Origin of the sequence: Lactobacillus helsingborgensis, assembly GCF_003173695.1 — a bacterium.
In the GTDB taxonomy this organism is placed as follows: domain Bacteria; phylum Bacillota; class Bacilli; order Lactobacillales; family Lactobacillaceae; genus Lactobacillus; species Lactobacillus helsingborgensis.
The window spans coordinates 964,203-989,894 of record NZ_CP029544.1; the positions used below are offsets into that span (position 1 = coordinate 964,203).

General features: G+C 34.8%; 25 protein-coding genes and 1 pseudogene. 6 read left to right on the forward strand and 20 right to left on the reverse strand.

The genetic code is table 11. The features are described from left to right. Nucleotides 1-22: 22 nt before the first annotated feature. The 9 genes and pseudogenes from DLD54_RS04565 to DLD54_RS04605 form a co-directional block, all read right to left on the reverse strand. Nucleotides 23-868: a hypothetical protein gene (locus tag DLD54_RS04565; RefSeq protein WP_109918394.1), complete on the reverse strand. Its 846-nt coding sequence runs from the start codon at nucleotides 866-868 to the stop codon at nucleotides 23-25. A gap of 73 nt (nucleotides 869-941) precedes the next feature. Continuing rightward, nucleotides 942-1,781: a hypothetical protein gene (locus tag DLD54_RS04570; protein WP_109918395.1), complete on the reverse strand. Its 840-nt coding sequence runs from the start codon at nucleotides 1,779-1,781 to the stop codon at nucleotides 942-944. 74 nt (nucleotides 1,782-1,855) lie between these two features. After that, nucleotides 1,856-2,677, reverse strand: a complete 822-nt coding sequence (locus tag DLD54_RS04575) for a hypothetical protein (RefSeq protein ID WP_046327144.1) — start codon at nucleotides 2,675-2,677, stop codon at nucleotides 1,856-1,858. Next, the gene (locus DLD54_RS04580) at nucleotides 2,677-3,381 is read right to left on the reverse strand and encodes an ABC transporter ATP-binding protein (RefSeq protein ID WP_109918396.1); all 705 of its coding nucleotides are present in this window, start codon (nucleotides 3,379-3,381) and stop codon (nucleotides 2,677-2,679) included. The genes DLD54_RS04575 and DLD54_RS04580 overlap by 1 nt, the downstream gene beginning before the upstream one ends. Nucleotides 3,382-3,390: 9 nt before the next feature. Then, nucleotides 3,391-3,743, reverse strand: a pseudogene (locus DLD54_RS08985) (GntR family transcriptional regulator). A 488-nt stretch (nucleotides 3,744-4,231) separates the two neighbouring features. Further along, a complete protein-coding gene (gene pepT / locus DLD54_RS04590; RefSeq protein WP_109918397.1) occupies nucleotides 4,232-5,473 on the reverse strand; it encodes a peptidase T in 1,242 nt (413 codons plus the stop codon). Nucleotides 5,474-5,486: 13 nt separating this feature from the next. Then, nucleotides 5,487-6,284 (reverse strand): Nif3-like dinuclear metal center hexameric protein, encoded by a 798-nt coding sequence (locus tag DLD54_RS04595; protein WP_109918398.1) that lies wholly within the window; start codon nucleotides 6,282-6,284, stop codon nucleotides 5,487-5,489. After that, nucleotides 6,277-6,960, reverse strand: a complete 684-nt coding sequence (locus DLD54_RS04600) for a tRNA (adenine(22)-N(1))-methyltransferase (protein WP_109918399.1) — start codon at nucleotides 6,958-6,960, stop codon at nucleotides 6,277-6,279. Before DLD54_RS04600 ends, DLD54_RS04595 begins: the two co-directional genes overlap by 8 nt. 71 nt (nucleotides 6,961-7,031) lie before the next feature. After that, entirely contained in the window at nucleotides 7,032-8,621 is a 1,590-nt protein-coding gene (locus DLD54_RS04605; RefSeq protein ID WP_109918400.1) for an ATP-binding cassette domain-containing protein, read from the reverse strand. 180 nt (nucleotides 8,622-8,801) lie between these two features. Between DLD54_RS04605 and DLD54_RS04610 the strand changes: the two genes are divergently transcribed. Both DLD54_RS04610 and DLD54_RS04615 read left to right on the forward strand, forming a co-directional pair. Further along, nucleotides 8,802-9,242 (forward strand): 8-oxo-dGTP diphosphatase, encoded by a 441-nt coding sequence (locus tag DLD54_RS04610; RefSeq protein ID WP_109918401.1) that lies wholly within the window; start codon nucleotides 8,802-8,804, stop codon nucleotides 9,240-9,242. A 12-nt stretch (nucleotides 9,243-9,254) separates the two neighbouring features. Next, nucleotides 9,255-10,487, forward strand: coding sequence for a CPBP family intramembrane glutamic endopeptidase (locus tag DLD54_RS04615; RefSeq protein ID WP_109918402.1), 1,233 nt, complete (start codon nucleotides 9,255-9,257; stop codon nucleotides 10,485-10,487). Nucleotides 10,488-10,533: 46 nt separating this feature from the next. Here the strand turns inward: DLD54_RS04615 and rpoD are convergent, their stop codons facing one another. The 10 genes from rpoD to rpsU form a co-directional block, all read right to left on the reverse strand. Beyond that, complete coding sequence (gene rpoD / locus DLD54_RS04620; RefSeq protein WP_038522729.1) at nucleotides 10,534-11,655, reverse strand: RNA polymerase sigma factor RpoD; 1,122 nt, start codon at nucleotides 11,653-11,655, stop codon at nucleotides 10,534-10,536. A 13-nt stretch (nucleotides 11,656-11,668) separates the two neighbouring features. After that, nucleotides 11,669-13,477, reverse strand: coding sequence for a DNA primase (gene dnaG, locus DLD54_RS04625; RefSeq protein ID WP_109918403.1), 1,809 nt, complete (start codon nucleotides 13,475-13,477; stop codon nucleotides 11,669-11,671). Between the two features lie 14 nt (nucleotides 13,478-13,491). Then, nucleotides 13,492-15,558, reverse strand: a complete 2,067-nt coding sequence (gene glyS / locus DLD54_RS04630) for a glycine--tRNA ligase subunit beta (RefSeq protein WP_109918404.1) — start codon at nucleotides 15,556-15,558, stop codon at nucleotides 13,492-13,494. Continuing rightward, nucleotides 15,551-16,468, reverse strand: coding sequence for a glycine--tRNA ligase subunit alpha (gene glyQ, locus DLD54_RS04635; RefSeq protein WP_046327155.1), 918 nt, complete (start codon nucleotides 16,466-16,468; stop codon nucleotides 15,551-15,553). The genes glyS and glyQ overlap by 8 nt, the downstream gene beginning before the upstream one ends. Before the next feature lie 243 nt (nucleotides 16,469-16,711). Beyond that, complete coding sequence (gene recO / locus DLD54_RS04640) at nucleotides 16,712-17,467, reverse strand: DNA repair protein RecO (RefSeq protein WP_109918405.1); 756 nt, start codon at nucleotides 17,465-17,467, stop codon at nucleotides 16,712-16,714. After that, entirely contained in the window at nucleotides 17,468-18,376 is a 909-nt protein-coding gene (era, locus tag DLD54_RS04645; protein WP_109918406.1) for a GTPase Era, read from the reverse strand. Then, a complete protein-coding gene (ybeY, locus tag DLD54_RS04650) occupies nucleotides 18,376-18,900 on the reverse strand; it encodes an rRNA maturation RNase YbeY (protein ID WP_109918407.1) in 525 nt (174 codons plus the stop codon). The genes era and ybeY overlap by 1 nt, the downstream gene beginning before the upstream one ends. Continuing rightward, nucleotides 18,900-19,856, reverse strand: a complete 957-nt coding sequence (locus DLD54_RS04655) for a PhoH family protein (RefSeq protein WP_038522748.1) — start codon at nucleotides 19,854-19,856, stop codon at nucleotides 18,900-18,902. Before DLD54_RS04655 ends, ybeY begins: the two co-directional genes overlap by 1 nt. Before the next feature lie 24 nt (nucleotides 19,857-19,880). Next, the gene (locus tag DLD54_RS04660; protein WP_109918408.1) at nucleotides 19,881-20,324 is read right to left on the reverse strand and encodes a GatB/YqeY domain-containing protein; all 444 of its coding nucleotides are present in this window, start codon (nucleotides 20,322-20,324) and stop codon (nucleotides 19,881-19,883) included. 140 nt (nucleotides 20,325-20,464) lie between these two features. Beyond that, nucleotides 20,465-20,641 carry a 30S ribosomal protein S21 gene (gene rpsU / locus DLD54_RS04665; RefSeq protein WP_009560161.1) on the reverse strand — a complete coding sequence of 59 codons (177 nt, stop codon included), beginning with the start codon at nucleotides 20,639-20,641 and terminating at the stop codon, nucleotides 20,465-20,467. Between the two features lie 177 nt (nucleotides 20,642-20,818). On the opposite strand from rpsU, the gene DLD54_RS04670 reads away from it, so the two are divergent. The 4 genes from DLD54_RS04670 to DLD54_RS04685 all read left to right on the forward strand — a co-directional run bounded on the left by DLD54_RS04670 (nucleotide 20,819) and on the right by DLD54_RS04685 (nucleotide 25,150). Further along, nucleotides 20,819-21,646, forward strand: a complete 828-nt coding sequence (locus tag DLD54_RS04670) for a pyruvate, water dikinase regulatory protein (RefSeq protein WP_046327160.1) — start codon at nucleotides 20,819-20,821, stop codon at nucleotides 21,644-21,646. Between the two features lie 95 nt (nucleotides 21,647-21,741). Beyond that, on the forward strand, nucleotides 21,742-23,349 hold the full coding sequence (locus DLD54_RS04675; protein WP_109918409.1) for an ATP-binding cassette domain-containing protein: 1,608 nt from the start codon (nucleotides 21,742-21,744) through the stop codon (nucleotides 23,347-23,349). A 132-nt stretch (nucleotides 23,350-23,481) separates the two neighbouring features. After that, nucleotides 23,482-24,018, forward strand: a complete 537-nt coding sequence (gene msrA / locus DLD54_RS04680) for a peptide-methionine (S)-S-oxide reductase MsrA (protein ID WP_109918410.1) — start codon at nucleotides 23,482-23,484, stop codon at nucleotides 24,016-24,018. A 253-nt stretch (nucleotides 24,019-24,271) separates the two neighbouring features. Next, nucleotides 24,272-25,150 carry a YitT family protein gene (locus tag DLD54_RS04685; RefSeq protein ID WP_038522761.1) on the forward strand — a complete coding sequence of 293 codons (879 nt, stop codon included), beginning with the start codon at nucleotides 24,272-24,274 and terminating at the stop codon, nucleotides 25,148-25,150. 56 nt (nucleotides 25,151-25,206) lie between these two features. Here the strand turns inward: DLD54_RS04685 and msrB are convergent, their stop codons facing one another. Next, a complete protein-coding gene (gene msrB / locus DLD54_RS04690) occupies nucleotides 25,207-25,638 on the reverse strand; it encodes a peptide-methionine (R)-S-oxide reductase MsrB (RefSeq protein WP_109918411.1) in 432 nt (143 codons plus the stop codon). Between the last annotated feature and the right edge of the window lie 54 nt (nucleotides 25,639-25,692).

A 25,692-nucleotide genomic window follows, 5' to 3' on the forward strand; every position in this document is an offset into this window, starting at 1 on the left:
TTTAACTGGCAAGAATAGACCATTATTTATTTTGTTCACTTGCTTCAAAAAAATGATTGATCAAGAAAATGTTAAGGAATAACAAAATTACGTCGCTAATTGTGTTTGCCAAAATTGCAAAAGGTAATTCACTGTAATAATCAATTCTGAAATCCATTTTTGTAATCAAAGAAAAAAGAACATTACCGATAAAAATGCTATTGATTTCAAAGAAAAACCAGATCAATATGCAAATTATAAAAATGTGCAGTATTTTTGTAATTGCCCCATTTACGTTAGCGGGAACAAAATCTATTATTGCTTGGCTAGCAAAATTAAGAAAGCTGATAATGAAATATAAAAAGAAACAGCTTAAAATGGCTAACATAATTGTACCAATCACTATGAAAAATACCCTGGTATCAAAGCTGGGATGAATTGCCTGCAGTAACTCATGAAACCCTTGTTGAAATGGCTTGTCAATAAAATATGCTAAAAAAGCTAGTACAATTGCCGGTATTATTTCAAGCACAATAAAATAAATGAAAACCACAAAAGTGCTTAAAACATTAGCCAGATAAAATTGACCGTCGCTAATCGCTGCTAAACGCCAAGTTTGGCTGCGATTATATCTTTCACTGTGTATTGGCGTATATATAAGAATAAATGATATAAGCAAAAAAGCTAAAATACCAAAGATTAATAACCATTCTGGAACGAAACCTGCACCATTATTTTCTGTGTTTCTTGTAATCTGCCAATTAGCAACATTAAAATAGGAAAAAAAAGTAATTACTAGGGCTGAAATTAGCTGAAACAAAATTATAATATAAAAATTTTTTGTTTTTGTTTTAAAAAAACTGTTAAACAGTCGGTTGAATTCTGACATTTTGAGCTCCTTATTATTTATTCGGCTTATAACTTATAAAACATCGTCTTTTCCATTTGATAAAACAAGCAAATTACCTACTTTTTTCGTCCGCTTCATAGAAATAGTCAAATAGAAATATATTAACTCCCAGCAGGATCAGGTTAACTATCGAAATAATTATATTAGCATATAGTAAATTGCTATCATAAGCTGGCTTAAAGTTTAATAAATTAAGAATATTACCCATAATCTGATTTGCAAAAAATATTTCCATTCTAGCAAAAAGCATAGCTATTATAATCACGATGATTAAGTGAAAAAAGCTGACAAGTAAACGGCTAGAAAAAGAGGGTAAATAATCCATGATTGCCTTACTGGCAAAATTTAAAAAACTGATCAGAAGAGATAGGAAAAAGCAACACAACATAACCAATATGATGATGTTAATAATAAAATGTACTGTGTTTACATCAAAAGCTGGATTAAGTTGTTTAATCATTTTTTGCCAACTGCTTTTGAAGTTTTGATCAATCTGATAAGAAAAATAAAATAAAATTCCTGCAACAATTATGTCAAGTACAATAAAATAGATAAATGTAACAAAAGAACTTAAACTGTTTGCCAGGTAAAATTTACTATCGCTGGTTGCTGCTAAACGCCACGTCTGATTGTGGCTAAGCCTTTCATTTTTTACAGCCATATATATGAAAAAGTAAATTATGCAAAAGAAGCTTAATATTAAAAAGCCCATTAGCCAGTCTGGCAGGAGTTCAGTGTAAAGATTTAAGAACCCATAGAAACCACCTGTACCAATTAACAAGCCACAAACAGAAAATGCCAAGGTACCAATTACTTGCAGTATTAAAAGAGAATATGCATTCTTAGCTTTTTTTACGAAAAATCTGCCAAACAAACTATTAAACGAGGTCATGTTTTTCTCCCTAATTAAAAATATAAAACTGTCTAGCAGTTGATAAATTAACTAATTCTAGCTCCCACTCTGTATTACTTTTTTTCTGGCTCAAAGAAGTGATTAATTAAAAAAAGGTTAAGCGCTAAAATTACTAAATCGATGACAAACAGTACTATCATTAAGTTTTCTAATTCAACCAAACTGTTAAGAGATGTAACTTTCAGATTGACCAAATTGAAATTTCCAGTGAAAAAATCATAAAAAGAAAATACGCTGTTTATTTTCCAAATGAATCCGATAATAACAATAATTATTAACAAGCGTACTAAAAATAAAATAGTACGATTTGATCCTTGTGGTAGAAAATCTGAAATTGCGATACTAGAAAAATTTAAAAAACTGGCTATTAAAAACATAAAGAAGCAACTTAAAATTGCAACAATGATTACGTAAAAGAATTCCAAACTGGGATGGATATTTATTCCTAAATTTTGTCGAAATTTGCTATTAAATAAAACACATATTAGTAAGAGAATAAAAACAATTATTACATTCACTAAGACAAAATAAATTAGTGAAATAAAAGAACTGAATATATTTTCAATGTAAAACTTGCCATCTGTGATAGGAATTAAGCGCCAAGTCTGGTCTCTATTCAATCGCTCGTTTTGGGAAATGGTTAATAAAAACAAGATTAAACCAAATACGAAGAATAATGAGCCAAAACATGCGAGTATCTCCGTTAAAAAGCCTGCTGGATTAGTCAGTCTAGTATGAATCATTCCTAAATTTATACTAAAATTGGTAAAAAAGGCAAGTGCTATTGCCGAAACGAATTGAATAGTAACAATTATATTGACTCTTTGAATTTTGCGCTTCAATAACTCTTTAAATAAATGAGTTGCCGGGGTCATTATTCTTCCTCCGCTTCATATAAGCCTTCATAGTAATCTTCAACGCTCTTATGATGTTCACGGATCTCCTCAGTTGATTTGTGTGTGTAAATGGTTTTGTCTTTAATAATGACGATTTCATCTAGCATACTAGCTATCTCATTGACAAAGTGATCAGAAACCAAAATAGTAGAATTTTCTGGCTTCCACAAAATAATTGAGTTAATAATTTTCTTACGTGACATGGCGTCAATCCCAGAAAAAGGCTCATCTAATAAATAAAGATCTACTTTGCGCGAGAAAGCAAGTGCAATGATTAATTTTTCCCTCATTCCCTTGGATAGTTCCGACAAGCGCATTTCAGAATCTAGCTTCATAAATTGACGTAATTGCTCAAATTGTTTTTCATCAAAATCCTGGTAAATAACTTCATAAAAACTACTGATGTCTTTGATTTTAGTTGAGTTGCCAAAACCTGTTAGACCGTCAGTAAACGAAAGTCTAGCTTTCCTTTGGGCTACTTTGCTTTCACCAGAAATAATCACTGTTCCGCGGTAATTTTTAGCCATACCGCTGATAATGCGCATTAAAGTTGTCTTCCCAGCACCATTCTCACCTAGAAGGGCTACAATTTTTCCTGGTTGTAAATTTAAATTGATATTATCCAAAATTGTTTTTAAATTTTTCTTGTAAGTTAGATCTCTTATTTCCAATAGATTTTCCATTTTTAACTCCTACTTTAAGTGTTCAGTTAAAATTAAATTAAGCTGTATCGTTGAAACCCCTATGGCTTTCATATTATGCACAAATTTACTTTGTTCAGATTTGATAATGTCTTTTTTAATTTTTTCCAGTAATTTTTTATCATTAGTCACAAAATTACCCTCTCCTCTCTTAGTAATTAAAAGCCCTGATGTAGTCATTTGTTTGAGCGCTTTTTGAATAGTGTTCACGTTGACCATTAGGTGAGCTGCTAAATTACGGACAGAGGGAATTTCTGACTGGGTTTAAGTTTTCCGGTAATTATTTGGCGACATAAATCTTCTTGGATTTGAACATATATCGGCCTATCATCTTTAAACTTCATATTCCCCCTCTAACTGTATTACATATATAATACACTATAATATTACAATAAAATTAAAGTTTATGCAATTAATAGTTTAAAATCTTTTTCTGCGAAAAATTAAATAGCCAGCATAAGTACTAACTTTATTCAGTTGTAAGATAATAATATTTTTCATTTTCACTCACCTTTCCCCAAAAATTTTTATTAGTGATATACCTTTATAATACACTAATATAATAAAATAAGTAAACGATAATGGCAAGTGCATCTTTACAAAAAATCTTAGAATTATTTAAGTGTTCCACAATACGTCCAAAAAATCTTAAAAAAGCAAAAAAAGCGGATAAAACCATTTTTGACAATGATTTATACGCTTTTTCTTGTCTTTGTATTAGTTGTGCATAATTTTACTAACTTTTTGATAGCTTAATTAACTTTATTACAGCAACTTTTAGCCCTTTATTTATTTTTAATTATGTGAGTTATAAATAGTCAGTTTTGTTTCACTACTTGTTATCAGCAGCATTCATTTGCACCATTTTTATCATGACATCTACAGCTTTTGCCATGGATTCCAGTACTGTGTACTCGAAGCGTCCGTGCATGTTTTCTTGACCAGAGAAAAGATCCGGACAAGGTAAACCTCTATATGTCAGAAGTGAACCATCTGTCCCTCCCCTTACGGGGTCTTCATTGATGGTTAAACCTTCAGCTTGATATGCTTTTCTCGCTAAATTAACAATTTCCATGTGATCTTTAAGAATATCAGCCATATTGTAGTATTGATCTCTCATGTTAAGCTTAATTCTTTCTGTGCCGAAATCCTTATTCATTTGATTGACAATAGCTCTGACTTTATTTTTACGATCTTCAAGACCATCTCTTTCAAAGTCACGCACGATGTATTCCATTTGTGCGTTGTCTACTGTACCAGTAAAGTTGGTCAGATGATAAAAGCCATCTCTTCCAGCCGTCTTTTCAGGAACTTCGTTTTGCGGAAGTTGATTTTGGAAGTTAATACCAACCTGGATAGCATTGATCATTTGATCTTTAGCCACTGAAGGATGCACATTTACTCCTTGAATATCAAGCGTAAAAGTAGCAGCAGAAAAAGTGCCCCAATCTAACTTACCTGGAGCCCCGCCATCGACTGTGAAAGCAAAATCAGCACCAAATTCTTCGATATCAAAATGCTGAGCACCCATACCGATTTCTTCATCAGGAGTAAAACCAAAGCGAATCTTGCCGTGTTTGATTTCTGGGTGGTTTAACAAATATTCTGCTACAGTAACTAATTCTGCTACGCCACATTTGTCATCCCCGCCCAGCAAAGTATCACCAGATGCTGTAATGATAGTCTGTCCCGCATATTTCTTTAAGTTGGGAAACTCGGCCGGATCCAAATAAAAATTAGAGTCGCCTAATTGAATTTTAGATTTACCGTCATAATTTTCATGAACTTGCGGCTTAACATTTTCGGCATTAAAGTCTGCGGTATCACAGTGTGCTAAAAGTCCCATTACAGGAACATCATAATCTACATTAGCTGGAATTTCGGCAATAACACAGCCTGATTTCTGATTATAATGCACATCAGATAAGCCTAATTTTTCTAGGTCAGGTAGAATTACTTCTTTTTGAAAGACTTCTTGGCGTTCAGTTGAAGGGAAACGATCTGAATGTTCATCTGAGCGTGAATTGACTTTGACATATTTTAAAAATCTGGGCAATAAATTTGGATATTCCATTTTTTCTCCTTACCTAAAATAAATCTTGAAATGGATTGGTTGAAACTTTTGATTCTGCGACTTGGACATCCCATGAATTTTCTTCATTCCAACGTACTAATTTCTGGTAAATTTTTTCTTTAAAAATCTTTTCAGTATAGTGTCCCGGATCAACGACTGTTAAACCCGCTGAAATCATATCATGGCCTGTATGGTAATAAACATCGCCAGTAATAAAAGCATCAATTTTTTCTGCTACAGCTTCAGGCCAGTATTTACCGCCATCGCCGCAAATAAAACAAACAGATGAAATAGTTTGCTTATTATCAGCAGTAATTAATCTTACCATTTTTACCTGCATCTTGTCTTTAACATAATAGGCAAAGTCTTGGGCAGACAATGGTTGCGGCAATCTGCCTTTGCGTCCAATTGCAATGCCATCTTCATCAGGACAAAAAGGTTCAATGTCTTTTAAGCCTAATTCTTCGGCCTGCCAATCACTAGAGCCATCTTCTGCTTTATCTGAATTAGTGTGAATAGAATAGACTGTTATGCCATGAGCAATAATTTTGCCATACATGGCATATTGCGGATTGGCAAAATTCAGATTTGGCGCCGGTCGGAACATTAGCGGATGATGACTGATAATTAAGTCAACTCCATTTTGCACTGCCTCGTCTACTACTTGAGGTCTAACATCTAATGTTGTCAATATTTTAGTGACATTCTGCTCAAGAGAACCTATTTGAATACCAACTGGATCACCCTTGCTGGCAATTTCTTCAGGAAAATGCTTTTTTAAAACGGCTACTACATCTTTAACTTTAGTCATTTAACTCCCCTTCAATCATTTTTATTTCATCTTCAATTTGCCTGATATGTGTCCTATCTTTTTCTTGGGCTTTATTTAAATTAGACAGCAGCCTTTGATGATAGGCTAATTGATCCTGCCATTTTTGATAAAAAACCTGATTTTTTTCTTTTAAAATTTCTGGGCCAAAAAATATTTGCCGGTCAGTTAACCTGATAGTACTTTCTACCTCTTGTGCCTTGATCAGCTCATATATATGCCCGGCTTCAGCGATAATTTTTTCATCAATAATTTGATACTTATGTGTTGAAAGCCATTCACGCACACCAGATTCGCCTACATTAGGTTCCAAAATTAAAGTCGCAAAATGAAAATTTTCTGACCAAGCTTTATCTAAAATATTGGTCATTAATTTACCACCCATACCAGCAATTACCACTGTATCAATTCTGTCTTGGGCGCTAACTGTTTCAAGACCGGATCCCAGACGGGTTTCAATTTTGTCTTTTAAGCCGGCCGCAACGATATCTTTTTCCGCATTTTGTAAGGGACCGGCTGCTACGTCACTGGCAATAGCATAATCAACTTTACCCTCTTTAACTAATTGGATTGGTAAATAAGCGTGATCTGTTCCGATGTCAGCAATTCGGGCTCCTTGATCAACCATTTGTGCTAAAGTACTTAATCGTAAATTCATCTTTATCCTACTTTCTTTATAATAGAATTTTAGCATAATGCTTTTTATAAGATAAAAATAAAATAACGAATTTAGTTACTCTTATTATTAGTTTCTAAATCAATCTGACGGTCAAACATGCTTACCTCGTCTTTAGCTATGTGATGAGCAACTTCAATTACTGTTCCGGGAAATTCTTTTAAGAAAGCGGCGTGGATTTTTTGAGACAATTTTGTGTCCAATGAGGAAGTAGCTTCGTCTGCTAACAAAATTTGTCTTTGTTTAAGCAGCGCGCGGGCAATTTCTATGCGCTGATTTTGCCCTCCTGACAAATTTTCACCTCCAAGACCAACTTGATACTGATACCCTTTTTTTCTGACCAGTTCTTCTAGGCCAGCTTTAGAAACCGCCTTATTCAGTTCTTGTTTGGTAACCTTTTGCCCTAAAGTAATATTGTATTCAATCGTATCATTTAATATAAACGGTTGTTGATTGATTAAAGCAAAGAGTTCATGGTCTTTATTCCAATTGCCATTAGCTTTTTCTCCATTTATTAGATAGGTGCCTGAATCCAGCTTATATTTTCCTAGCAAGACTTTGAGCAAGGTTGATTTTCCCCAACCCGAAGGAGCTTGTAATAAAATTTTTTCGCCCTGTTTGATTACCAAATTTACTTTTTTAAAAATAGTTTGGTTATCAAAATGAATTGTGGCATTAGTTAAACTCAAATTATTGAAAACTGGAATTGAACTATTATCGCTTGTTTGTTTTGGTTTTTTATACTTTTGTATTTTTATAAATTTAGTCCAAATGGGAGTAGTTGTTTTAATATCATTAACGCACATAAAAATATTAACTATCGGATTCACAAAATTATTCGATAGCTGCACAATCATCATAAAAGTACTCAAGGTAATATTTCCCATAGTTATCAAATAAACTCCAACACTAAATGGAATAATCATGCCAAAACAATATGCGGCAAAAGAGGTTAATTCGTTTGCAATGCCCTTGGATAAATTCGTTGATTGTAAGGCGTCCTCCATTTTGCGAGCCCTTTTTATTAAGCGCTGAGCAATAGAATTCTCTGAATTATATAAAGAAAAAATGGTTGAGCCGTTAATTGTTTCCGTAACGGTAGTGGTATAATTACTATTTGCTTTTTCCCATTTTTTAGAATTAGCAGAAATTTTTTTACCGGCAAAATTTTGCACTAACGCTGGAATTATTGCTGCAATAAAAAAGATCAGGGAGATAAACCAGGATGCAATCACTGCAGTGATAATAGCAGTCAAAAATTTTAGGATGTAATTAACAATTTTTAATTCGGCTACAACTTTGCTGGTCTCAATTTGTTTAAGGTCGTTAGTCATAAATGACGTATCAAGATTAGCTTGATCATTAATATCAATGATCTGATCGGTTGCTATCTCTTTAATTTTGATGTTAATATCATGGATCAAATTTAAAAAGGAATATTGAAATAGTATTCCAATTATGCTAAAAAAACTTAATCCGCTAATAGCGAATAAAGTTAATCTGAGCAAGCTTCCTGCAGGCTTTTGAGCAAAGGAGATGAATACTTTTAAAAGATAAGCTAAAAATACTGATTGAAATGAATCAAGAATTGAAATAAATAGAAAAAGAAAAAGTTTCCATTTCTTTGCATATTTGAGAGCCATGTTATCCTCCTAAAACTTAAAATAGTATTACAAGTATAATGGAACAAATTAATAAAAGCCACAAAATTTCTGGTCTAATTTAAATTTGCTGGCAAAAAAGTGAGAAAAATTTTCTTTTTCTTTCTAAATCGCTATTTTATAATTGATAATAAGATTTAAAAGAAAGAGATTTTTTACTTAATGGATAGAACTGAACCAGTTACTTTAACGAATATGTGTATGATTAAAAAAAACAATAATATCTTAGTTTTGGATCGCAATGATCCCTATTGGCCAGGACTTACTTTTCCAGGAGGCCATGTTGAAGATCATGAATCTTTTCATGACTCGGTAGTACGGGAAGTTAAGGAAGAAACAAATTTGGATATTAAGAACCCGCGTCTATGTGGTATTAAGCAATTTTATGATGAAAACGATCACCGTTACCTTGTTCTTTTTTACATAGCAACTGAATTTACCGGTACAGTCAAAGCCTCAAGGGAGGGCGAATTGACGTGGATGACTGAGGAAAAACTTTTGCAACATAAGTTAGCTTATAATTTTGACCGTGACTTACTGGTGTATTTTAATGAAGAAATTGGTGAACACATATTAGATGGTAAGCGGGATGAATTATTTTAAGGAGAATTTGAAATGCTTTCTGAACAAGCAATTAAGCGTTGGCATCTAGGACAAATAATAGTCCAAGAAATTCTGATCATTGTGGCGCTTGTGTTATTTTTTAAAATTAACCCCTTGTCCAAAAGTAAAATTGGGGCAATGGTAGTTCTGCCAGTTTTGTTTATACTAATACTTCTACAACTAACACTCCTAAACGAAAAACATCCTGCACGAAAATTAGTCCAATTTAATCATTATTTTCAAGCTGCTAACATCCAAATATGTTTTTTAGTACTTCTCACAATCGGAGCAAGTTTTATCAAAGTTTTAAATACTAAGAACCTTATCTGGTTATTAATTCCACTTACTTTGTACGAACTAGTTATGCTAGTTCCTATGGCAGAACTGGCCTGGGGAAAGATAAATAGTGTAATTGGGCAAATCATAACTTTATTATTATTCTCAAGTCTGATAGTTGCTATTTTAGAAATGTTGACTATGTATAGCTACCCTTCTTGGCTACAAATGCTTAATGAAACTGAAATTACTGGAGCAATTTGCTTTGTCATCACTTCAGTAGTTGTCATGAATAAATGGGGCTATCAAACTCCCGGCCTGAGATTGAGTTCAAAAGCTAAATATGCAGTTGTGGGGTTTATTGCTTTATTTATTATTATTGACTGCTTGTTTAATGCTTTTAATGTGGCAGATAACTGGGGACAACTGCTCACGAGCTGGGATTTTCAGATCACTACGAAGCATATAATAAAGTTCATTTGCGAAGGCATAGCAGCTGGTATAGCTGAAGAATGGTTGATGCGTTTTTGTGTTTTAAATATCTTGCTTAAAACTTTTAAAAATGCGCAACATCAAATCTTATGGTCGGTTGTATTAGACGGTTTAATCTTTGGAGCACTTCATATTGTTAACCTGATAGAGCAGCCAATACCGGCCACAATTTTACAAATGATTAATGCAAGTGTAGCTGGTATTACTTTTGCAGCAATTTATCTTTATACTGGGTCTTTTTTCATAAATATGGGCTATCATGCAGTATTTGACATCCTAGCTTTCCTAGCTTCCGGTACCACGACCATGACTAATCCCACTGTTTTTGAATGGCAGTATTTGATCTTAACAACCCTAGCTTATCTGGCTTTTTCATTTTTCTTATTGTCAGGTAAACGCAAAAATGTTGTTGAATACAACATGGAGCAATGGGGATTAGCTGATAATTATGGAGTTTACGGCTTAAACTTTAAATAATAAAAAAGACAAGATTTTTTGAAATCTTGTCTTTTTGTTTAGCTATTTAATCTAAGAAATCACGTAGTTGATTTGATCTACTTGGATGACGTAATTTACGCAAAGCCTTTGCTTCAATCTGACGAATTCGCTCTCTTGTAACTCCAAATACTTTTCCAACTTCTTCTAGAGTTCTAGTGCGACCATCATCTAAGCCAAAGCGTAACCGCAAAACATTCTCCTCGCGATCAGTTAAAGTATCAAGAACTTCTTCTAATTGTTCCTTGAGCATTTCATAAGAAGCATGTTGTTCAGGACTAGTTGCATCTTTATCTTTGATAAAGTCACCTAAATGAGAGTCATCTTCTTCTCCAATAGGAGTTTCCAAAGAGACTGGTTCTTGAGCAATTTTCAAAATGTCGCGAACTTTAGCAGTAGGCATATCCATTTCGGCTCCAATTTCTTCTGGAGTTGGTTCGCGTCCTAAATCCTGCAATAGTTGTCTTTGAATCCTAATTAACTTATTGATAGTTTCAACCATGTGAACTGGAATTCTAATAGTTCTGGCTTGGTCGGCAATAGCACGTGTAATTGCTTGCCTAATCCACCAAGTGGCATAGGTTGAAAATTTGAAACCTAAACTGTAGTCAAACTTGTCTACGGCTTTCATCAGTCCCATGTTGCCTTCTTGGATTAGGTCTAAAAATGACATGCCACGACCAACATAACGTTTTGCAATCGAAACTACCAAACGCAAGTTAGCTTCAGCTAATTCTTGTTTAGCTTCTTCGTCACCTTTTTCAATCCTTTTTGCCAAAGAAATTTCCTGATCAGCATTTAGTAATGGTACCCTACCAATTTCTTTAAGATACATTCTGACAGGATCATTCATTCTAACGCTCGAAGGAGCAGACATATCCTTTAATTCAGCTTTTTCAACATCTTTTTGTTTCTTCAAAGCCAAACTAGAAGGATTGCCCTTTTCATCAACGATACTAATCCCGTTATCTTCGAATTCCTGAACGAGTTGGTCGACTGCCTTTCCTTGGAGTTTATAAGGCTTAATCAATCGATCAACAAATTCATCTTCGGTAATTGATTTATCTTTTTTAACTTCTTTAACAACTTTTTTGACCATCTTATCTAAAGATAATTGCTCGTTGTTCTCAGTCTTTTTATTCTCTGCCACAATAAGCCCCCCTTTAACCCTGAATTCTCTTTAACTGCAAAATTTTACGAGTAATACTTATTATTTCATCATTATCTGCTTTACGTTTCGCGTCTTGTAAATCACCCATCAGTTGTTGGAGCTGCACTTTAATTTTTCGCATGTTTAAAGCATTAATTTGCTCATCAATTTCGCGGTCTGAAAAATCCTGAGGCATGTCCGTCATTTCAGCATTTATTATTATACCTTGAAGTTCGTTAGGAATAAAATCTAAAAAACTATTAACTGTCGGATTTTCTTGATTTTCACTAAAATTTAACCATAATTCCGCTAATTTTTGATAATTTGGATCAGGAAATAAAAATTGATGTGCTAAAAGATATTCTCGTGCATGATCAGAATGAATGAATAAGTATAATAAGCGCGTTTGAACCGGGTCATTTATTGTACTAGTTTGTTCATCTTCAATTGGAGCATCAGGATAATCATTAATTGGTTCAGGTTCCAGCGGAACAGGATTACCCTGATGTCTCTTTGCAGTGTTTTGCTGCCTACGATACTTTGTCAAATTAACCTTAAGCGAATCTATTGAAACACTTTGTTCTTTAGCCACTTTGTTTAAGTACAAATCTTGTTCAACTGGATTTGACAATTGTGCAATTTCTTTGGTTGCTTCATCAAGATATGCTAATTTTTCGCGATCGTTAGCTAAATTATATTTTTGTGCCAGTCTTTTAAGGAAGAAATCCGTTGGGGTTAGTGCACCCTTAATTTCATCTTGGTATTTCTCGATACCATATTTTTTAACGTACTCATCTGGGTCCAGTTTTTCTGGTAAAACTACAATCCCTAAATTAAAGCCGCCAACTTGATTAAACATCTTAGCAGCACGTTCTTCAGCATGAATGCCAGGATCATCCCCGTCATAATTAATAATTATATTATTGGTAATCCTGCGTAACATATATATTTGCTGATCAGTCAGACTGGTTCCCATTGAGGCAATACCTGATTTAATACCAGCTTTATAAGCCGCAATGACATCCATATAACCTTCATATAAAATCAAATGCTTTTCACTACGAGCCGCTTTTTTAGCTTCTGCAAAATGGAAAAGTGTCTTAGACTTAGTAAATATCTTTGTTTCTGGACTGTTGATATATTTAGCTTCAGTTTTATCTGTTGAAAGACGTCTTCCCGAAAAACCGACAACATAGTCCCCTTCATTACAGAGAGGAAACATCAGCCTGTCTCTAAAGCGATCGAATAATTCTCCAGCTTGCGACTGGACAAACAACCCAGTATTAAGCAAGTCTTCGTCTTGATAATTATGTCCCCGTAGATATGTTAATAACAAGTTATCTTGCTTAGGCGCATAGCCAATCCTAAAGTGATTGATGATTTCGTTATTCAAATCGCGGCTTTGCGCATATTCCAGACCGCGCTTTCCCGCATTAGTCGAAACTAGGACCCGATGATAAAAATCAGCAGCTTCTTCATTTATTTTGATCAAAATATTGGAAAACCGAGGTCTCTTTTGAGTGTATTCTCCAATATCAATATGAGCAAAGTTGGCAACCTTTTGGACACTTTCCGGGAACGTTAAATTTTCCTTGTACATGAGGAAGGAAAACACATTTCCCCCTTTGCCACAACCAAAACACTTAAAGAACTGTTTACCTTCATTCACTGTAAAAGAAGGAGTTTTTTCTTGATGAAATGGACAAAGTCCAACATAATCTTTACCCTTCTTTTCGAGTGAAACATATTGGCTTATAACATTAACTATATTGACGTTATTACGTACTTTGGCAATTGTTTCCTCGGGAATCAGACCAGCCATATTGCCACCTACTTTTATTTAATAACTAGCTTGCTTAAATCACCAAGACGATTGGCTAATTGTGCCACGCTATTCAACTGTGCCAAACGATTATTTTTAACTGCTTCGTCCTTAGCCATAATCATATTAGTATCAAAATATAAGTCAATTACGGGTTGCAATTTAACAAAACCATCATAAAGTGCTGCAAGGTCATTGACTTTGCTTAGTTTCTTAACCCCATTAGCCAGTTCAGTTTCTGTTTCGTTATCAAACAAGTCACTTTTGACCTCATTTTGACCTTTGTATTTGGCTTTCTTTAAAATATTATTGATTCTAGTCAAGCTTTCAACTACTGGTTTGAATTTATCATCATCATGATGCAATTGCAAAACTTTTGCTGCAGTGAGGATTTGAATAGGATCTTGCTGGCTTGAAGCCAAAACGGCATCAATAATATCATATTTATAATTATTTTTCTGCAAATATTGGTTAATCCGATCCCGAATAAATGATGAAATTTGTTCTTCTTGTTCGGCTGTCTTAGGCAGTTTGGCAGGAGTTTTCTTTTCCAAAGCGGATACGATTTCCGGTAAGACTTCGTTAAACGGCAATGACCATTTTTGCTCTAATAAAATTCGGACAATACCATAAGCATAGCGCCGCAGTGCATAAGGATCATTTGAGGAGCTCGGGATCATTCCTGCTGCAAAGAAGGTAATGATTGTATCTAATTTATCGGCGACTGATAATAATGAGCCAACGATAGTGGCAGGTAATTTTCCTTCTGAAGTAGTAGGCATATAGTGTTCTTCTATTGCCTCAGCCACATCATCTTTTTCACCGGCAAGCTTAGCATAATGCTTACCCATCACACCTTGAAGTTCAGCAAATTCACCCACCATTTGGGTGACAAGGTCAAATTTATACAGCTGGCTAGCACGGTCAAAATTCTTAATCGTTTGAGCATCTAAGTTCCACTTATTTGCCAAATAATCACCAATAATTTGTACTCGTTTCATTTTCTCAGACATGGAGCCGATTTTATCGTGGAATGAAACGTTATCTAACTTTTGTACAAAATGACTGAGTGGGTATTTACGATCCTCATCATAAAAGAATTGGGCATCATCTAGGCGAGCGACTAAAACTTTCTCATTGCCCGAAACCACATTTTCCAAATAGTCTTTATTACCGTTGCGGACAGAGATAAAGTGATTAATCAGTTCACCATTTTGATCATAAACTTCAAAGTAACGCTGGTTGTCTTTCATAGAAGTAATTAGAACTTCTTGCGGCATTTGCAAATACTTTTTAGCAAACGATCCTGCAAAGACAGTCGGGTATTCGACTAGATTCGTCACTTCTTCAAGTAAGCTCTTGTCTGGTTTAATTTGCCAGTTGTTCTTTTTAACGAGCTTATTCATTTGGTCTACGATCATATTACGACGTTTAGTAGCGTCTACAATTACAAATTGATCTTTTAAAGCATCTTCATAATCGGAACTGTTAGCTAGCACAACACTATCTCCGAGAAAGCGGTGACCCTCAGTTTTACGACCAGCAGTAATATCAAGAATTTTTACAGGCACTACTTCGTTGCCAAATAATGACACAAGCCAGTGAATAGGACGCACAAATTCAAAGTCGTTTGAATCCCAGCGCATTTTTGTAGGAAAAGTCATTGCTTTAACAATTTCGCTCATCCCCAAAAGAATAGAACTGGTTTTTTTACCTTCTTTCTGCACATGAACATAAGCATATTCGGTACCTTTTAATTCTTCAAAGTAAATGTCATCTGTTGTCATTCCTTGACCACGGGCAAAGCCTTGTGCAGCCTTAGTCCAGTTTTTATCTTGATCAAGAGCTATTTTTTTAGCGGGGCCTTTTTTAATTTCATCAATATCATCTTGTTTTTCAGCTAATTCTTCCACTAAGATGGTCAATCTGCGGGGCGTTGAAAAAGTCTTAATACATTTAAATTTTAAGCCATTTTCTTTAAGAAACTTCTGCGTTCTGTCCGCCAGTTGCTTAACACTACGTTCAACAACGTGTGCCGGCATTTCCTCTGTGCCGATTTCAAATAAATAATCTTTAGCCATTTTCTAATCCCGCCTTCTTATCTTCTGCGTTCTTCAATAACGGAAATCCTCTTTTTTCACGTTCCTCTACAAAGCACACTGCTACTTCATGAGCCAAATTTCTAATTCTGGCTAAATAGCCAGCCCGTTCGGTAACAGAAACTGCACCTCTGGCATCAAGTAAGTTAAAAGTATGAGAACACTTCAGGATATAGTCATACGCTGGCTGAACTAAATTTAATCCAATTAATTCTTTCGCAGTTCTTTCGTAAACGTCAAAAAACTGCAATAAATCTTTTTGATTAGATTCTTCAAAAGCATATTTCGAATTCTCATATTCTGCTTCTTTAAAAATATCGCGATATAAGACTCCGTCTCCCCACTCCAAGTCAAAGACAGAATTAACGTCTTGAATGTATGAAGCAAGCCGTTCTACACCATAGGTAATTTCACTCATTGTTGGTTTAACATCAAGTTCACCCACGACTTGGAAATAAGTAAATTGACTGACCTCCATGCCATCAAGCCAAACTTCCCAACCAACACCGGCACAGCCCATTGAAGGATTTTCCCAATTATCTTCTACAAAGCGAATATCGTGTTCAAGCGGATTAATTCCTAGCTCTTTTAGGCTATCAAGGTAATATTGTTGAATGTCTTCAGGAGCAGGTTTGATGACTACTTGAAATTGATGGTGTTGGAATAATCTATTAGGGTTGTCACCATACCTACCATCAGCGGGCCGACGTGAAGGCTCAACATAACAAGCAGCCCAGGGTTCTGGTCCAACAGCACGTAAAAAGGTATAGGGACTCATAGTACCAGCGCCTTTTTCAACATCATAAGAAGGCATTACCATACAGCCCTTTGAGGACCAAAACTTTTCCAACTTAAAAATCATATCTTGAATAGTTAATTTTTTATTTGCCATTTATATTTCCTTCCTGCATTAGACCATAAAAAAAGCCTATGCAAAACATGCATAGGGACGAGATTCAGTCGCGGTTCCACCCTAATTCAGGAAATAATTCCTGCTCTTAATTCATTTAGCTAGAGGTGCCTTTTCCTAGGTGCTCTTACACTATGCAGCACTCGCTTATCTAGTACTTTTTTTATCCTCATCATTGCCAAAATACATTATTATTTTATCATAAAAAGCATGCAACCTAAAGGCTTAGTCCATTAATTTCAATTCATCTAAAAATTTTTTAGTTTTAAGATTAATGTCAATTGTATCTTGATAGATACGGTCAATTGCTTTTCGTGTCGCCTTTTTAGTAGAGCTATTAATTTTAATGCTGCCTAAGCGTTCAAATGGTAGCAAAAATATTGTCCTTAAAACAGCAACTTCTTTCGGTTTTAAGTGCATGCGACCTGGATCAGTATAAAAATGTTTTTTACACAAAATACCGCCATTTTTAATTGAGTAATCAAACTCTCCTTGATCTTGACCGCAAATAACACAATGCCGCAATTCAGGTTCAACTCCAAATGCTGCTAAAAGCTGCATCTGGACTATTTGGGTAATCATTTCAGGATCGGTACCACTTGCAATTTTTTGCAATGCGAATTTGGTCAAATCATAATACTTACCCAAATTTTGATATTCCATAAAAGCGTGGTCAACCAAATCTAAAATAAAAGAAGCATAAGCATTTTTAATCAGATCATCGTACAGCCCGTCAAACTGCTTAACATTTTTATAAGTTCTTAAAGTACTTAATCCATGCCCCGAAAAGTATACAACATAAGTTCCATAAGAAAAATTTAGTAATGCAGCTCCTAATTTAGACTTCGGCTTAAGAGCACCATGTGCAAGCATAGTAAATATACCATTTTTTTCTGTTATGATTTTTGCTAACAGGTCAGCATCATGATATTTTTGTCTCTTAAAAATTATGCCTTCTACTTCCTTTAGCTCACGCACCATTTACGTAAAATCCTTTGGATTGTAGCCAATTCGCCTTAAAAATTGCGGGTCTGAACGCCAATTACGTTGGACTTTAACCCATAAGTGCAGGTTGACCTTCTCACCCAATAAATCTTCAATTTGACGTCGTGAATTAATACCGATCTGTTTGAGCATTTTGCCGCCTTTACCGATAATAATCCCCTTTTGACCACTTTTTTCGACATAAATAGTAGCCTCAATTTGAAGTTTATTATTCTCATGCTTATTCATTTGCTCAACCCAAACCGCTGCTGCGTGTGGTACTTCTTCTGCAGTTAATTTTAAAATTTGTTCGCGAATTAACTCAGCAACCATGAAATATTCTGGACGATCTGTTATTTGATCGGAACCAAAGTACTTTGGTCCTTCTGGCAAATATTGATGCAATACTTGCATTAAGTCGCTAATGCCGACACCCTGAGTTGCCGAAACAGGGAGAAATTCTTTAAAAATATTCAAATTGCGGTATTGATCAATAATTGGTAATAGTTCATTAGGATTTACTTGGTCTACTTTATTAATAAGAAGTAAAACTGGTACTTTAACATCCTTGAGCATATCTGCTATGTAAGCATCACCTTTACCCATTTCTTCAGGTTCTACCATGAACAAAATGAGGTCAACATCTTTTAAGCTAGACAAGCTGGCTTTATCCATGTATTCATCTAAATTTAGGTGGGGCTTAAAAATTCCTGGAGTATCGACAAAAACTGCTTGCATATCGTCAGTAGTCAAAATCCCTGAAATTTTATTACGTGTAGTTTGTGGTTTATTAGAAGTTATAGCAACTTTTTGACCAACCAAATAATTCATTAAAGTGGATTTACCAACATTAGGTCGACCTAATAATGCCACAAAACCAGATTTATTATTATTATTTTCAACCATTATTTTCCTCTACCTTCATCAAGCTGGTTCGAATATAAGGGCAAGCCATATTCTTCTAATACCTGACCCTGAATTTTAAACATTTCTTTTGCTTCATTAGGTTCAATATGGTCAAAACCATTGAGGTGCAAAAAGCCATGTACTAAGGTATAACCAAATTCACGATCCCAACCGGTGCCATATTCTTTGCTATGACGCTCAATTACGTCTGGACACATGAACAAATCGCCTATATCTTCATAAAAATCAGGATCGGATTCAAAGGAACTAAAATCAATTAGTTCCTCACCATCTTCAATTGCAAAAGAAATAACATCAGTAGGTCTATCTTTACCGCGATATTTTTTATTAATTTCATTACTATGCTTTTCATCAACGAAATTAATGCTCAATTCCAGATTATTTTTCTTATTAATCTTATCTTTAGCAAGTGATAACAGCTGAAAGATCCAGTCTTTCCAATCACGCTCCTGGTTTGTTAAAAAACCAACTTCATCATTATAGGTAATATCAATTGGGGCCATTAATTCTGCTTTTCTTCCTTTTCATACGCGTTAATAATTTTGGCAACTACAGGGTGACGCACAACATCATTTGCTGAGAACCAAATAAACTTAATCTGCTCAATCTTTTTCAGAATACGTTCGGCATCAATTAGGCCGCTACGCTGTCTTCCTGGCAGGTCAACTTGCGTCATATCGCCATTAACAATCATTTTGGAATTAAAACCAAGTCTGGTCAAAAACATTTTCATCTGTGCATCAGTGGTATTTTGCGCTTCATCTAAGATAACAAAAGCATCATCTAAAGTACGACCCCGCATATAAGCTAAAGGAGCAACTTCAATTACACCACGTTCCATTAGATGGTCAGTAGTGTTAGTTCCCAGTATGGCATAGAGCGAATCATAAATAGGCCTTAAATAAGGATCAACTTTCTCTTTTAAATCACCGGGTAAAAAGCCTAAGGATTCCCCGGCTTCAACAGCAGGGCGGGTTAAAATTATTCTTGAAACTTCACCTTTTTTAAAAGCAGCAACTGCGCAGACTACCGCTATGAATGTTTTACCGGTACCAGCAGGACCAATACCAAATACCACATCATTTTTTTCAATTGCTTCAACATATCTTTTCTGTCCCATGTTTTTAACTCTAATCGGTTTGCCTTTAGCATCCCGAATTAAAATCTTTTTGTACAAGTCAGGAAAATATTCTGTTGTTCCTTTATCTGCCATTTTCATTGCACTTACAACATCGGCAGGACCGATATTAATATTTGCATTAACGACATTATCAAGAGCTTTTAAAACAGCTGAAATTTTTTTAATATTGCCGTCTTCACCTTGAATAGCAATACTATTACCGGTGTCAACAACACTGGCATTATAGCCGGTTGACAAAAGATTTAAATTGTTATCATTAATACCAACTAATTTTTGGATATTCTCAGGATTTGTAGGTATAAAATTGGTTTGGGCCAAATAACTCTGCTCCTTTTCTTGCGCTTAACTTAGCTGATCACGCACTGCGGCCGAAGCTGCTTTTCCATCAGCTTTGCCCTTAATTTTAGGCATTAAAACTTTCATTACTTTGCCAAAATCTGACTTATCATGAGCGTTAACTTCAGCAATCGCTGAAGCCGCTGCTTCATTAAGTTCTTTCTTTGAAAGCTGCTTAGGTAAATAATCCTCAACAATTGCAAGCTCTTGCTTAGTTTCAGCAACTAAATCGTTTCTGTTTGCCTTGGCAAATTCTTCAATCGATTCTTCTCGTTGCTTCTTTTCACGGCTTAAAACTGTTAGTTCTTCTTCAGGAGTCAGATCATGACCTGCTTTAATTTTTTCATTCATTAATGCAGATTTAATCATACGCACGGTGTTCAATTTGACTTTGTCACGTGCTTTCATTGCTTCTTTCATATCTGACATTATTTGTTCAGACAGACTCAAAAAAATTCCTTCTTTCTCACCAAAATCTAGCTAAATTATATCAAATTTGAGAGTGAGTTTAAATTAAATAAAACATTAAAATCAATTAATTGGATTAAATAAAAACGACTCCTATCTCAACGATAAAAGTCGCTTATAAATTAATAATGTCTACGTTTGCGAGCTGCTTCGGATTTTAGTTTCCTACGAACGCTAGGTTTTTCATAAAACTCGCGCTTGCGGTATTCCTGTAAAGTACCACTTCTAGAAACGGAACGTTTAAAACGACGAAGAGCATCATCAATAGACTCGTTTTCGTGAACGACTGTCTTGGCCATATGTGATCCCTCCTTCCATTTCTTGACGTTACCGTCATACATTTAACTAAATTATATCAAACATCAACAATCGGTCAATACAAACGTACAATATTTTTTAAAAAATCATTCAGGAAAAAGTTAATCTGTAAATGATTTTGGTTAAATTGTATAATTAAAGAAAAAAAGGAGCATACTATGGCTGAAGAAACACCAAAAAAAGAAGTTAACATTATTATAATTTCAGATTCTGCTGGAGATACCGCCTTTAACAATGCTGTAGCCGCCGCTGCTCAATTTCCTGATGCGCAAATTAATTATCGCAGATATCCTTTTATAATTAATAAAGAAAAATTAGAAGAAACATTTGCAGAAATTATAAAATACCCTAATCTATTAATTATTTACAGCTTGGTCAAGGATGAAATGCAGATTCCGGTTATTCGTTTTGTAAGAGAACACCAAGTTAAAAGCGTGGATATTCTATCACCAGCAATTGAATCCATCCAGGAATTGACTGGTCTTAAGCCGCAACAAAGAATTGGTGCCCAGCATAAAATGAACCAAAAGTACTTTGATCGCATTTCTGCAATGGAATTTGCGGTCATGTATGATGACGGTAAAGATCCTAAGGGCTTTTTAGAGGCTGATGTGGTACTTTTAGGAGTTTCGAGAACTTCCAAAACTCCCTTATCGCTTTTTTTAGCAAACAAAAATTTAAAAGTGGCTAATTTACCTTTGGTACCAGACACCCATATTCCTAAAGAAATTTATCAAATTGACCCTAAAAAAATCATTGGTCTGACAAATGACATTTCAGTATTAAATGAAATCAGACGTGAAAGAATGATTTCTTATGGTCTAAATCCCGATACTTCCTATTCCAATGTTGATGCGATTAAAAAAGAATTGGATTCGGCCCAAAAGCTTTATGATCAACTTGGCTGTTTTGTAATAAACGTTGCTCACCGCTCGATTGAGGAAACTGCAGCAATTATTATGAATCATTTAGGTGTTCAAAGTTAATTTTTTCTTTATATGTATTGTTTTCATTATTTAACTTCCATATAATTAATTTAATATTAAAAAATTAAATAGTTGCAATCGGTTGAGGCAAAATAATGACAAACAAACAGGAAATTCAACAAGAAAATAAATCAATCAAAAAAATGGTTGCGTTCAGGCTGATCCTAATCGCTATTTTTGGCGGGATCACTGCCTTAGATGGCATTATTAGCCCAATCCTAATTGGTAAATTAATGGACAATATCAGTAAAAAAGAATTCTCCACTTCTTTTATCTTATTAGTGGTGTTTTTACTGTGCTTTGTTTTAGTTAATACTTCTTTTTGGATTTGGCGCTTATTGAGCCTGAATATTAGGAAAATTATTAACAAATGGTTGCGCAGCCAGGCAGTAGCCAGCTACAATAACCATCCGCAACTACAGTCAAGTAAAATTTTAAATTTTATCAATGTCACGATCAAACAATTTGAGAACCAGATTATTGATTCGGTAATAATGTTGATCTACTGCATCGAGCAAGCAGTAATCACTTTATTCTTTGTAATTAAGATTAATCCTATATTAGGTCTAACCTATTTAATATTAGGATTTATACCAGCAGTAGTTCCCTTTGTTTTTAAAAAATGGCTGAGCAAATCAACTGACCGGTGGAACAAGTCATACCAGCGCTACTCACTGCACACCACTGAATACTTTAACGGTTTCTATACCATCAAAAGATTTGAAAGCTTGTTAATCTTTAAAGATAAGCTGAACAATCTCTTAAATGACTCGGAAAATAAATATTATCAAATGGATGCGGACAAGGAGCATTCACGGTTTGTTTCTAACTTGCTCTATTCATTATCTACCATTCTTTCTTTAGGTTTGGGCGTTTACTTTGTCAGCATTGGTCAATTGACCGCTGGTGCGTTAATGTCCTTATATTTAGCAGCAGACAGGGTTACAAGTCCCATAATTAGTTCTATTCAATTCACTAACCAGTTACTTTCAAGTCGCCCATTAATTGATTCATGCCAAAAAATTATTTCTACAAAAGAAAAACCAATTAACAATATCGAGCCCCAAAAATTTACAGATAAGACGGTACTTAAAATTGATGATGGCTCATTTGGTTATGATAAAGCTATTATCCATAATCTTTCTTTTAGTGCCAGTAGTGGTGAAAAAATTTTAATTTCTGGTAGATCCGGCATTGGTAAAACAACGATAGTAAAAACAATGTTGAACGAGCTCAAATTATTGGGTGGAACAATTAAATACAGCAAGGAGTTATATGCTAAACCAATTTATGACAATATCGGTGTCTTAGCCCAAGAAACTACCATTTTTACCGGTACCCTGCTTTTTAACTTGTGTCTTGGTCAAAATTATCCGACTACTTCAATTTTACAAGTTTTACATGAAGTCGGATTAACCAAATTTGCTAATGAGAATGCACTGAATATGAGGCTTGGTGAAGATGCCAATGACTTATCTGGAGGAGAAAAAAGAAAGTTAGAATTGGCCAGATTGCTACTGCGAAATAAAAAGTTATTACTGGTTGATGAAGCATTATCGGGTTTAGATAAAGAAAGCTACGGTCAAGTCTTTGACTTGATTCTCAATTTTCCGGGCACAGTAATTGATATTGAACACAATGTGCAACCTGCATTTGCTAAAAAATATGATAAAGTAATAGAACTTGATCAGTATGCTTTATGATAAAAAACAGATTTAAGTTAATTATTTACTAAGTTTTATAATTTTAAGCTCATCAATTGCAGTAAACTACTAGGCAAAATAAAATGGAGTAAAACAGTAATCTAATCTAGCAATAGAAAGCGTGTAGAGTTTATGTATGAAAATAATGAAAAATTAGATACAGCTATTTTCGCTGGTGGTTGCTTTTGGTGCATGGTTAAACCGTTTGACTCTTTACCGGGAATTAAAAAGGTGATTTCCGGTTACACTGGTGGTAGTGTTCCTAATCCAACCTATGAACAGGTCTGCACAGGAATGACGGGACATACTGAAGCAGTAGAAATCACTTACAATCCTGAAGTTATGCCTTATGAAAAGTTGCTTGACTATTATTGGCAAGTAACTGATCCGACTGACGCATCTGGACAATTTCAAGATCGTGGTGATAATTATCGTCCCGTAATTTTTTATAATTCAGATGCGCAAAAAGAAGCAGCAGAAAAGTCCAGAGCAGCTTTGCAAAATAGTGGCAGATTTGATGAGCCAATAGTTACTAAAATTGAACCAGCGAAGCCATTTTATCCTGCAGAAGATTATCACCAAGATTTTTACAAGAAAAATCCAAGACGCTATGCTCTTGAAGAATCAGGTGGTAGAGAGGAATTTATTAAAAAGCACTGGCAAAATTAAAACAATTTTCAAGGAATTTAGCTTAAAAATCGTGCTGATTGTGTTAGTATATTTTAAATTGAATATTATCCCTGCCAGATTTCACGATTAATAAGTTGCCTAAAAGTCTAATAATTTAATTAAGCAATCTGTCTTCGACTGATTGCTTTTTTTTGCAGAAAATTACCTATTTCTCATTTATTTATTGGACACAGCAGATTAATTTGTTAGACTGACATTTAGATTAAATAAATTGATAAAAGGATAAAAATAAATGGATCAGCTTGATGCCTTTAACCGACGTTATAATCTACTTTCAAAAATTTCAGCTTCATTTTTCTACTCGTTGGCTGTAGCCGTTGCCCTAAACTTCTTTTGGACGCCGGGACACATGTATTCTTCAGGAATCACTGGATTTGCGCAGTTAATTAATACCATGAGTGAACGATTTTTACCTGTTGAACTGCCAACTTCTGTTTTATATTTGGTATTAAATTTGCCCCTATTATTGCTTGCTTGGCTAAAAATAGGTCATAAATTTACGTTTTTTACCATTATTACGGTTATATTGGGTTCAATCATGATGCGGGTAATCCAACCTGTCAATATGCATATTGATCCTTTAGTCTGTGCTATTTTTGGTGGAATGATCAATGGACTCGGGACAGGTTTTGCTTTAAAAAACGGCATTTCTACCGGTGGACTTGACATTATTGGCATTGTGATCCAGAGAAAAACGGGTACAAGTTACGGCAAAATCAGCATTTTGATCAACTTATTAATTATCGCGGCTGCCGGTTTAGCTTTTGGATGGACACGAGCTTTATATTCGGCTTTAACTATCTTTATTAATGGCCGAGTAATTGATGCAGTTTACACCCAGCACCAAAAGCTGCAAGTGACGATTGTGACTGAACAACCCCACGCTATTATAGATGGCATTCAAGAGAAAATGCACCGCGGTATTACCATTTTTCATGATGTTGAGGGCGCATACAGTCATAACGAGAAAAAAGTCCTAATCACCGTGATCGACCGTTATGATATGTACGATATAGTCCACATTGTTAAAAAAAGCGATCCCTACGCCTTCATGAGCGTTACCGAAGTTGAACGTGTTTATGGCAGCTTTAAGGAACAAGAAATTGTCTAAATCAGATCACAAAAAAACATGATCCTCTTTGGTCATGTTTTTTTACATAATTTTTATTATTTAAAAAGTTTTTTATATTCACCGTAGCCTCTTTTATCTAAGTCTGCATACGGGATAAAATCTAAAGACGAAGAATTAATACAATATCTCAATCCACCCTGGTCAGCTGGTCCATCGTCAAATACGTGCCCTAAATGCGAATCTGCATCTGGGCTCTTGACCTCAGTTCTTTCCATATTATGTGATTGATCACGATGATAAACCAATTTCTTAATCGGTCGGGTAAAGCTAGGCCAACCACAACCAGCATCATATTTATCTTCACTAGAAAATAAAGGTTCACCGGAAACTATATCTACATAAAGTCCTTTTTGGTAAAAGTCATCGTATTTTCCTTTAAATGGATAATCAGTTGCCGCCTGTTGCGTTACTTGATATTGATCAGGTGTCAGCCCTTTTAATCTTTGCTCTTTTTTGTTTTGGTCCATTTTGCATCACCCTCCTTTCTTAACTATAACAAAATTTGCATTAGCATACTAAAA

Bases quoted from the DNA above. Each gene is read 5' to 3' on its own strand.
- DLD54_RS04565 (WP_109918394.1), bottom strand. From the start codon at position 868: ATGTCAGAATTCAACCGACTGTTTAACAGTTTTTTTAAAACAAAAACA.
- DLD54_RS04570 (WP_109918395.1), bottom strand. From the start codon at position 1,781: ATGACCTCGTTTAATAGTTTGTTTGGCAGATTTTTCGTAAAAAAAGCT.
- DLD54_RS04575 (WP_046327144.1), bottom strand. From the start codon at position 2,677: ATGACCCCGGCAACTCATTTATTTAAAGAGTTATTGAAGCGCAAAATT.
- DLD54_RS04580 (WP_109918396.1), bottom strand. From the start codon at position 3,381: ATGGAAAATCTATTGGAAATAAGAGATCTAACTTACAAGAAAAATTTA.
- pepT (WP_109918397.1), bottom strand. From the start codon at position 5,473: ATGGAATATCCAAATTTATTGCCCAGATTTTTAAAATATGTCAAAGTC.
- DLD54_RS04595 (WP_109918398.1), bottom strand. From the start codon at position 6,284: ATGACTAAAGTTAAAGATGTAGTAGCCGTTTTAAAAAAGCATTTTCCT.
- DLD54_RS04600 (WP_109918399.1), bottom strand. From the start codon at position 6,960: ATGAATTTACGATTAAGTACTTTAGCACAAATGGTTGATCAAGGAGCC.
- DLD54_RS04605 (WP_109918400.1), bottom strand. From the start codon at position 8,621: ATGGCTCTCAAATATGCAAAGAAATGGAAACTTTTTCTTTTTCTATTT.
- DLD54_RS04610 (WP_109918401.1), top strand. From the start codon at position 8,802: ATGGATAGAACTGAACCAGTTACTTTAACGAATATGTGTATGATTAAA.
- DLD54_RS04615 (WP_109918402.1), top strand. From the start codon at position 9,255: ATGCTTTCTGAACAAGCAATTAAGCGTTGGCATCTAGGACAAATAATA.
- dnaG (WP_109918403.1), bottom strand. From the start codon at position 13,477: ATGGCTGGTCTGATTCCCGAGGAAACAATTGCCAAAGTACGTAATAAC.
- glyS (WP_109918404.1), bottom strand. From the start codon at position 15,558: ATGGCTAAAGATTATTTATTTGAAATCGGCACAGAGGAAATGCCGGCA.
- glyQ (WP_046327155.1), bottom strand. From the start codon at position 16,468: ATGGCAAATAAAAAATTAACTATTCAAGATATGATTTTTAAGTTGGAA.
- recO (WP_109918405.1), bottom strand. From the start codon at position 17,467: ATGGTGCGTGAGCTAAAGGAAGTAGAAGGCATAATTTTTAAGAGACAA.
- era (WP_109918406.1), bottom strand. From the start codon at position 18,376: ATGGTTGAAAATAATAATAATAAATCTGGTTTTGTGGCATTATTAGGT.
- ybeY (WP_109918407.1), bottom strand. From the start codon at position 18,900: ATGGCCCCAATTGATATTACCTATAATGATGAAGTTGGTTTTTTAACA.
- rpsU (WP_009560161.1), bottom strand. From the start codon at position 20,641: ATGGCCAAGACAGTCGTTCACGAAAACGAGTCTATTGATGATGCTCTT.
- DLD54_RS04670 (WP_046327160.1), top strand. From the start codon at position 20,819: ATGGCTGAAGAAACACCAAAAAAAGAAGTTAACATTATTATAATTTCA.
- DLD54_RS04675 (WP_109918409.1), top strand. From the start codon at position 21,742: ATGACAAACAAACAGGAAATTCAACAAGAAAATAAATCAATCAAAAAA.
- msrA (WP_109918410.1), top strand. From the start codon at position 23,482: ATGTATGAAAATAATGAAAAATTAGATACAGCTATTTTCGCTGGTGGT.
- DLD54_RS04685 (WP_038522761.1), top strand. From the start codon at position 24,272: ATGGATCAGCTTGATGCCTTTAACCGACGTTATAATCTACTTTCAAAA.
- msrB (WP_109918411.1), bottom strand. From the start codon at position 25,638: ATGGACCAAAACAAAAAAGAGCAAAGATTAAAAGGGCTGACACCTGAT.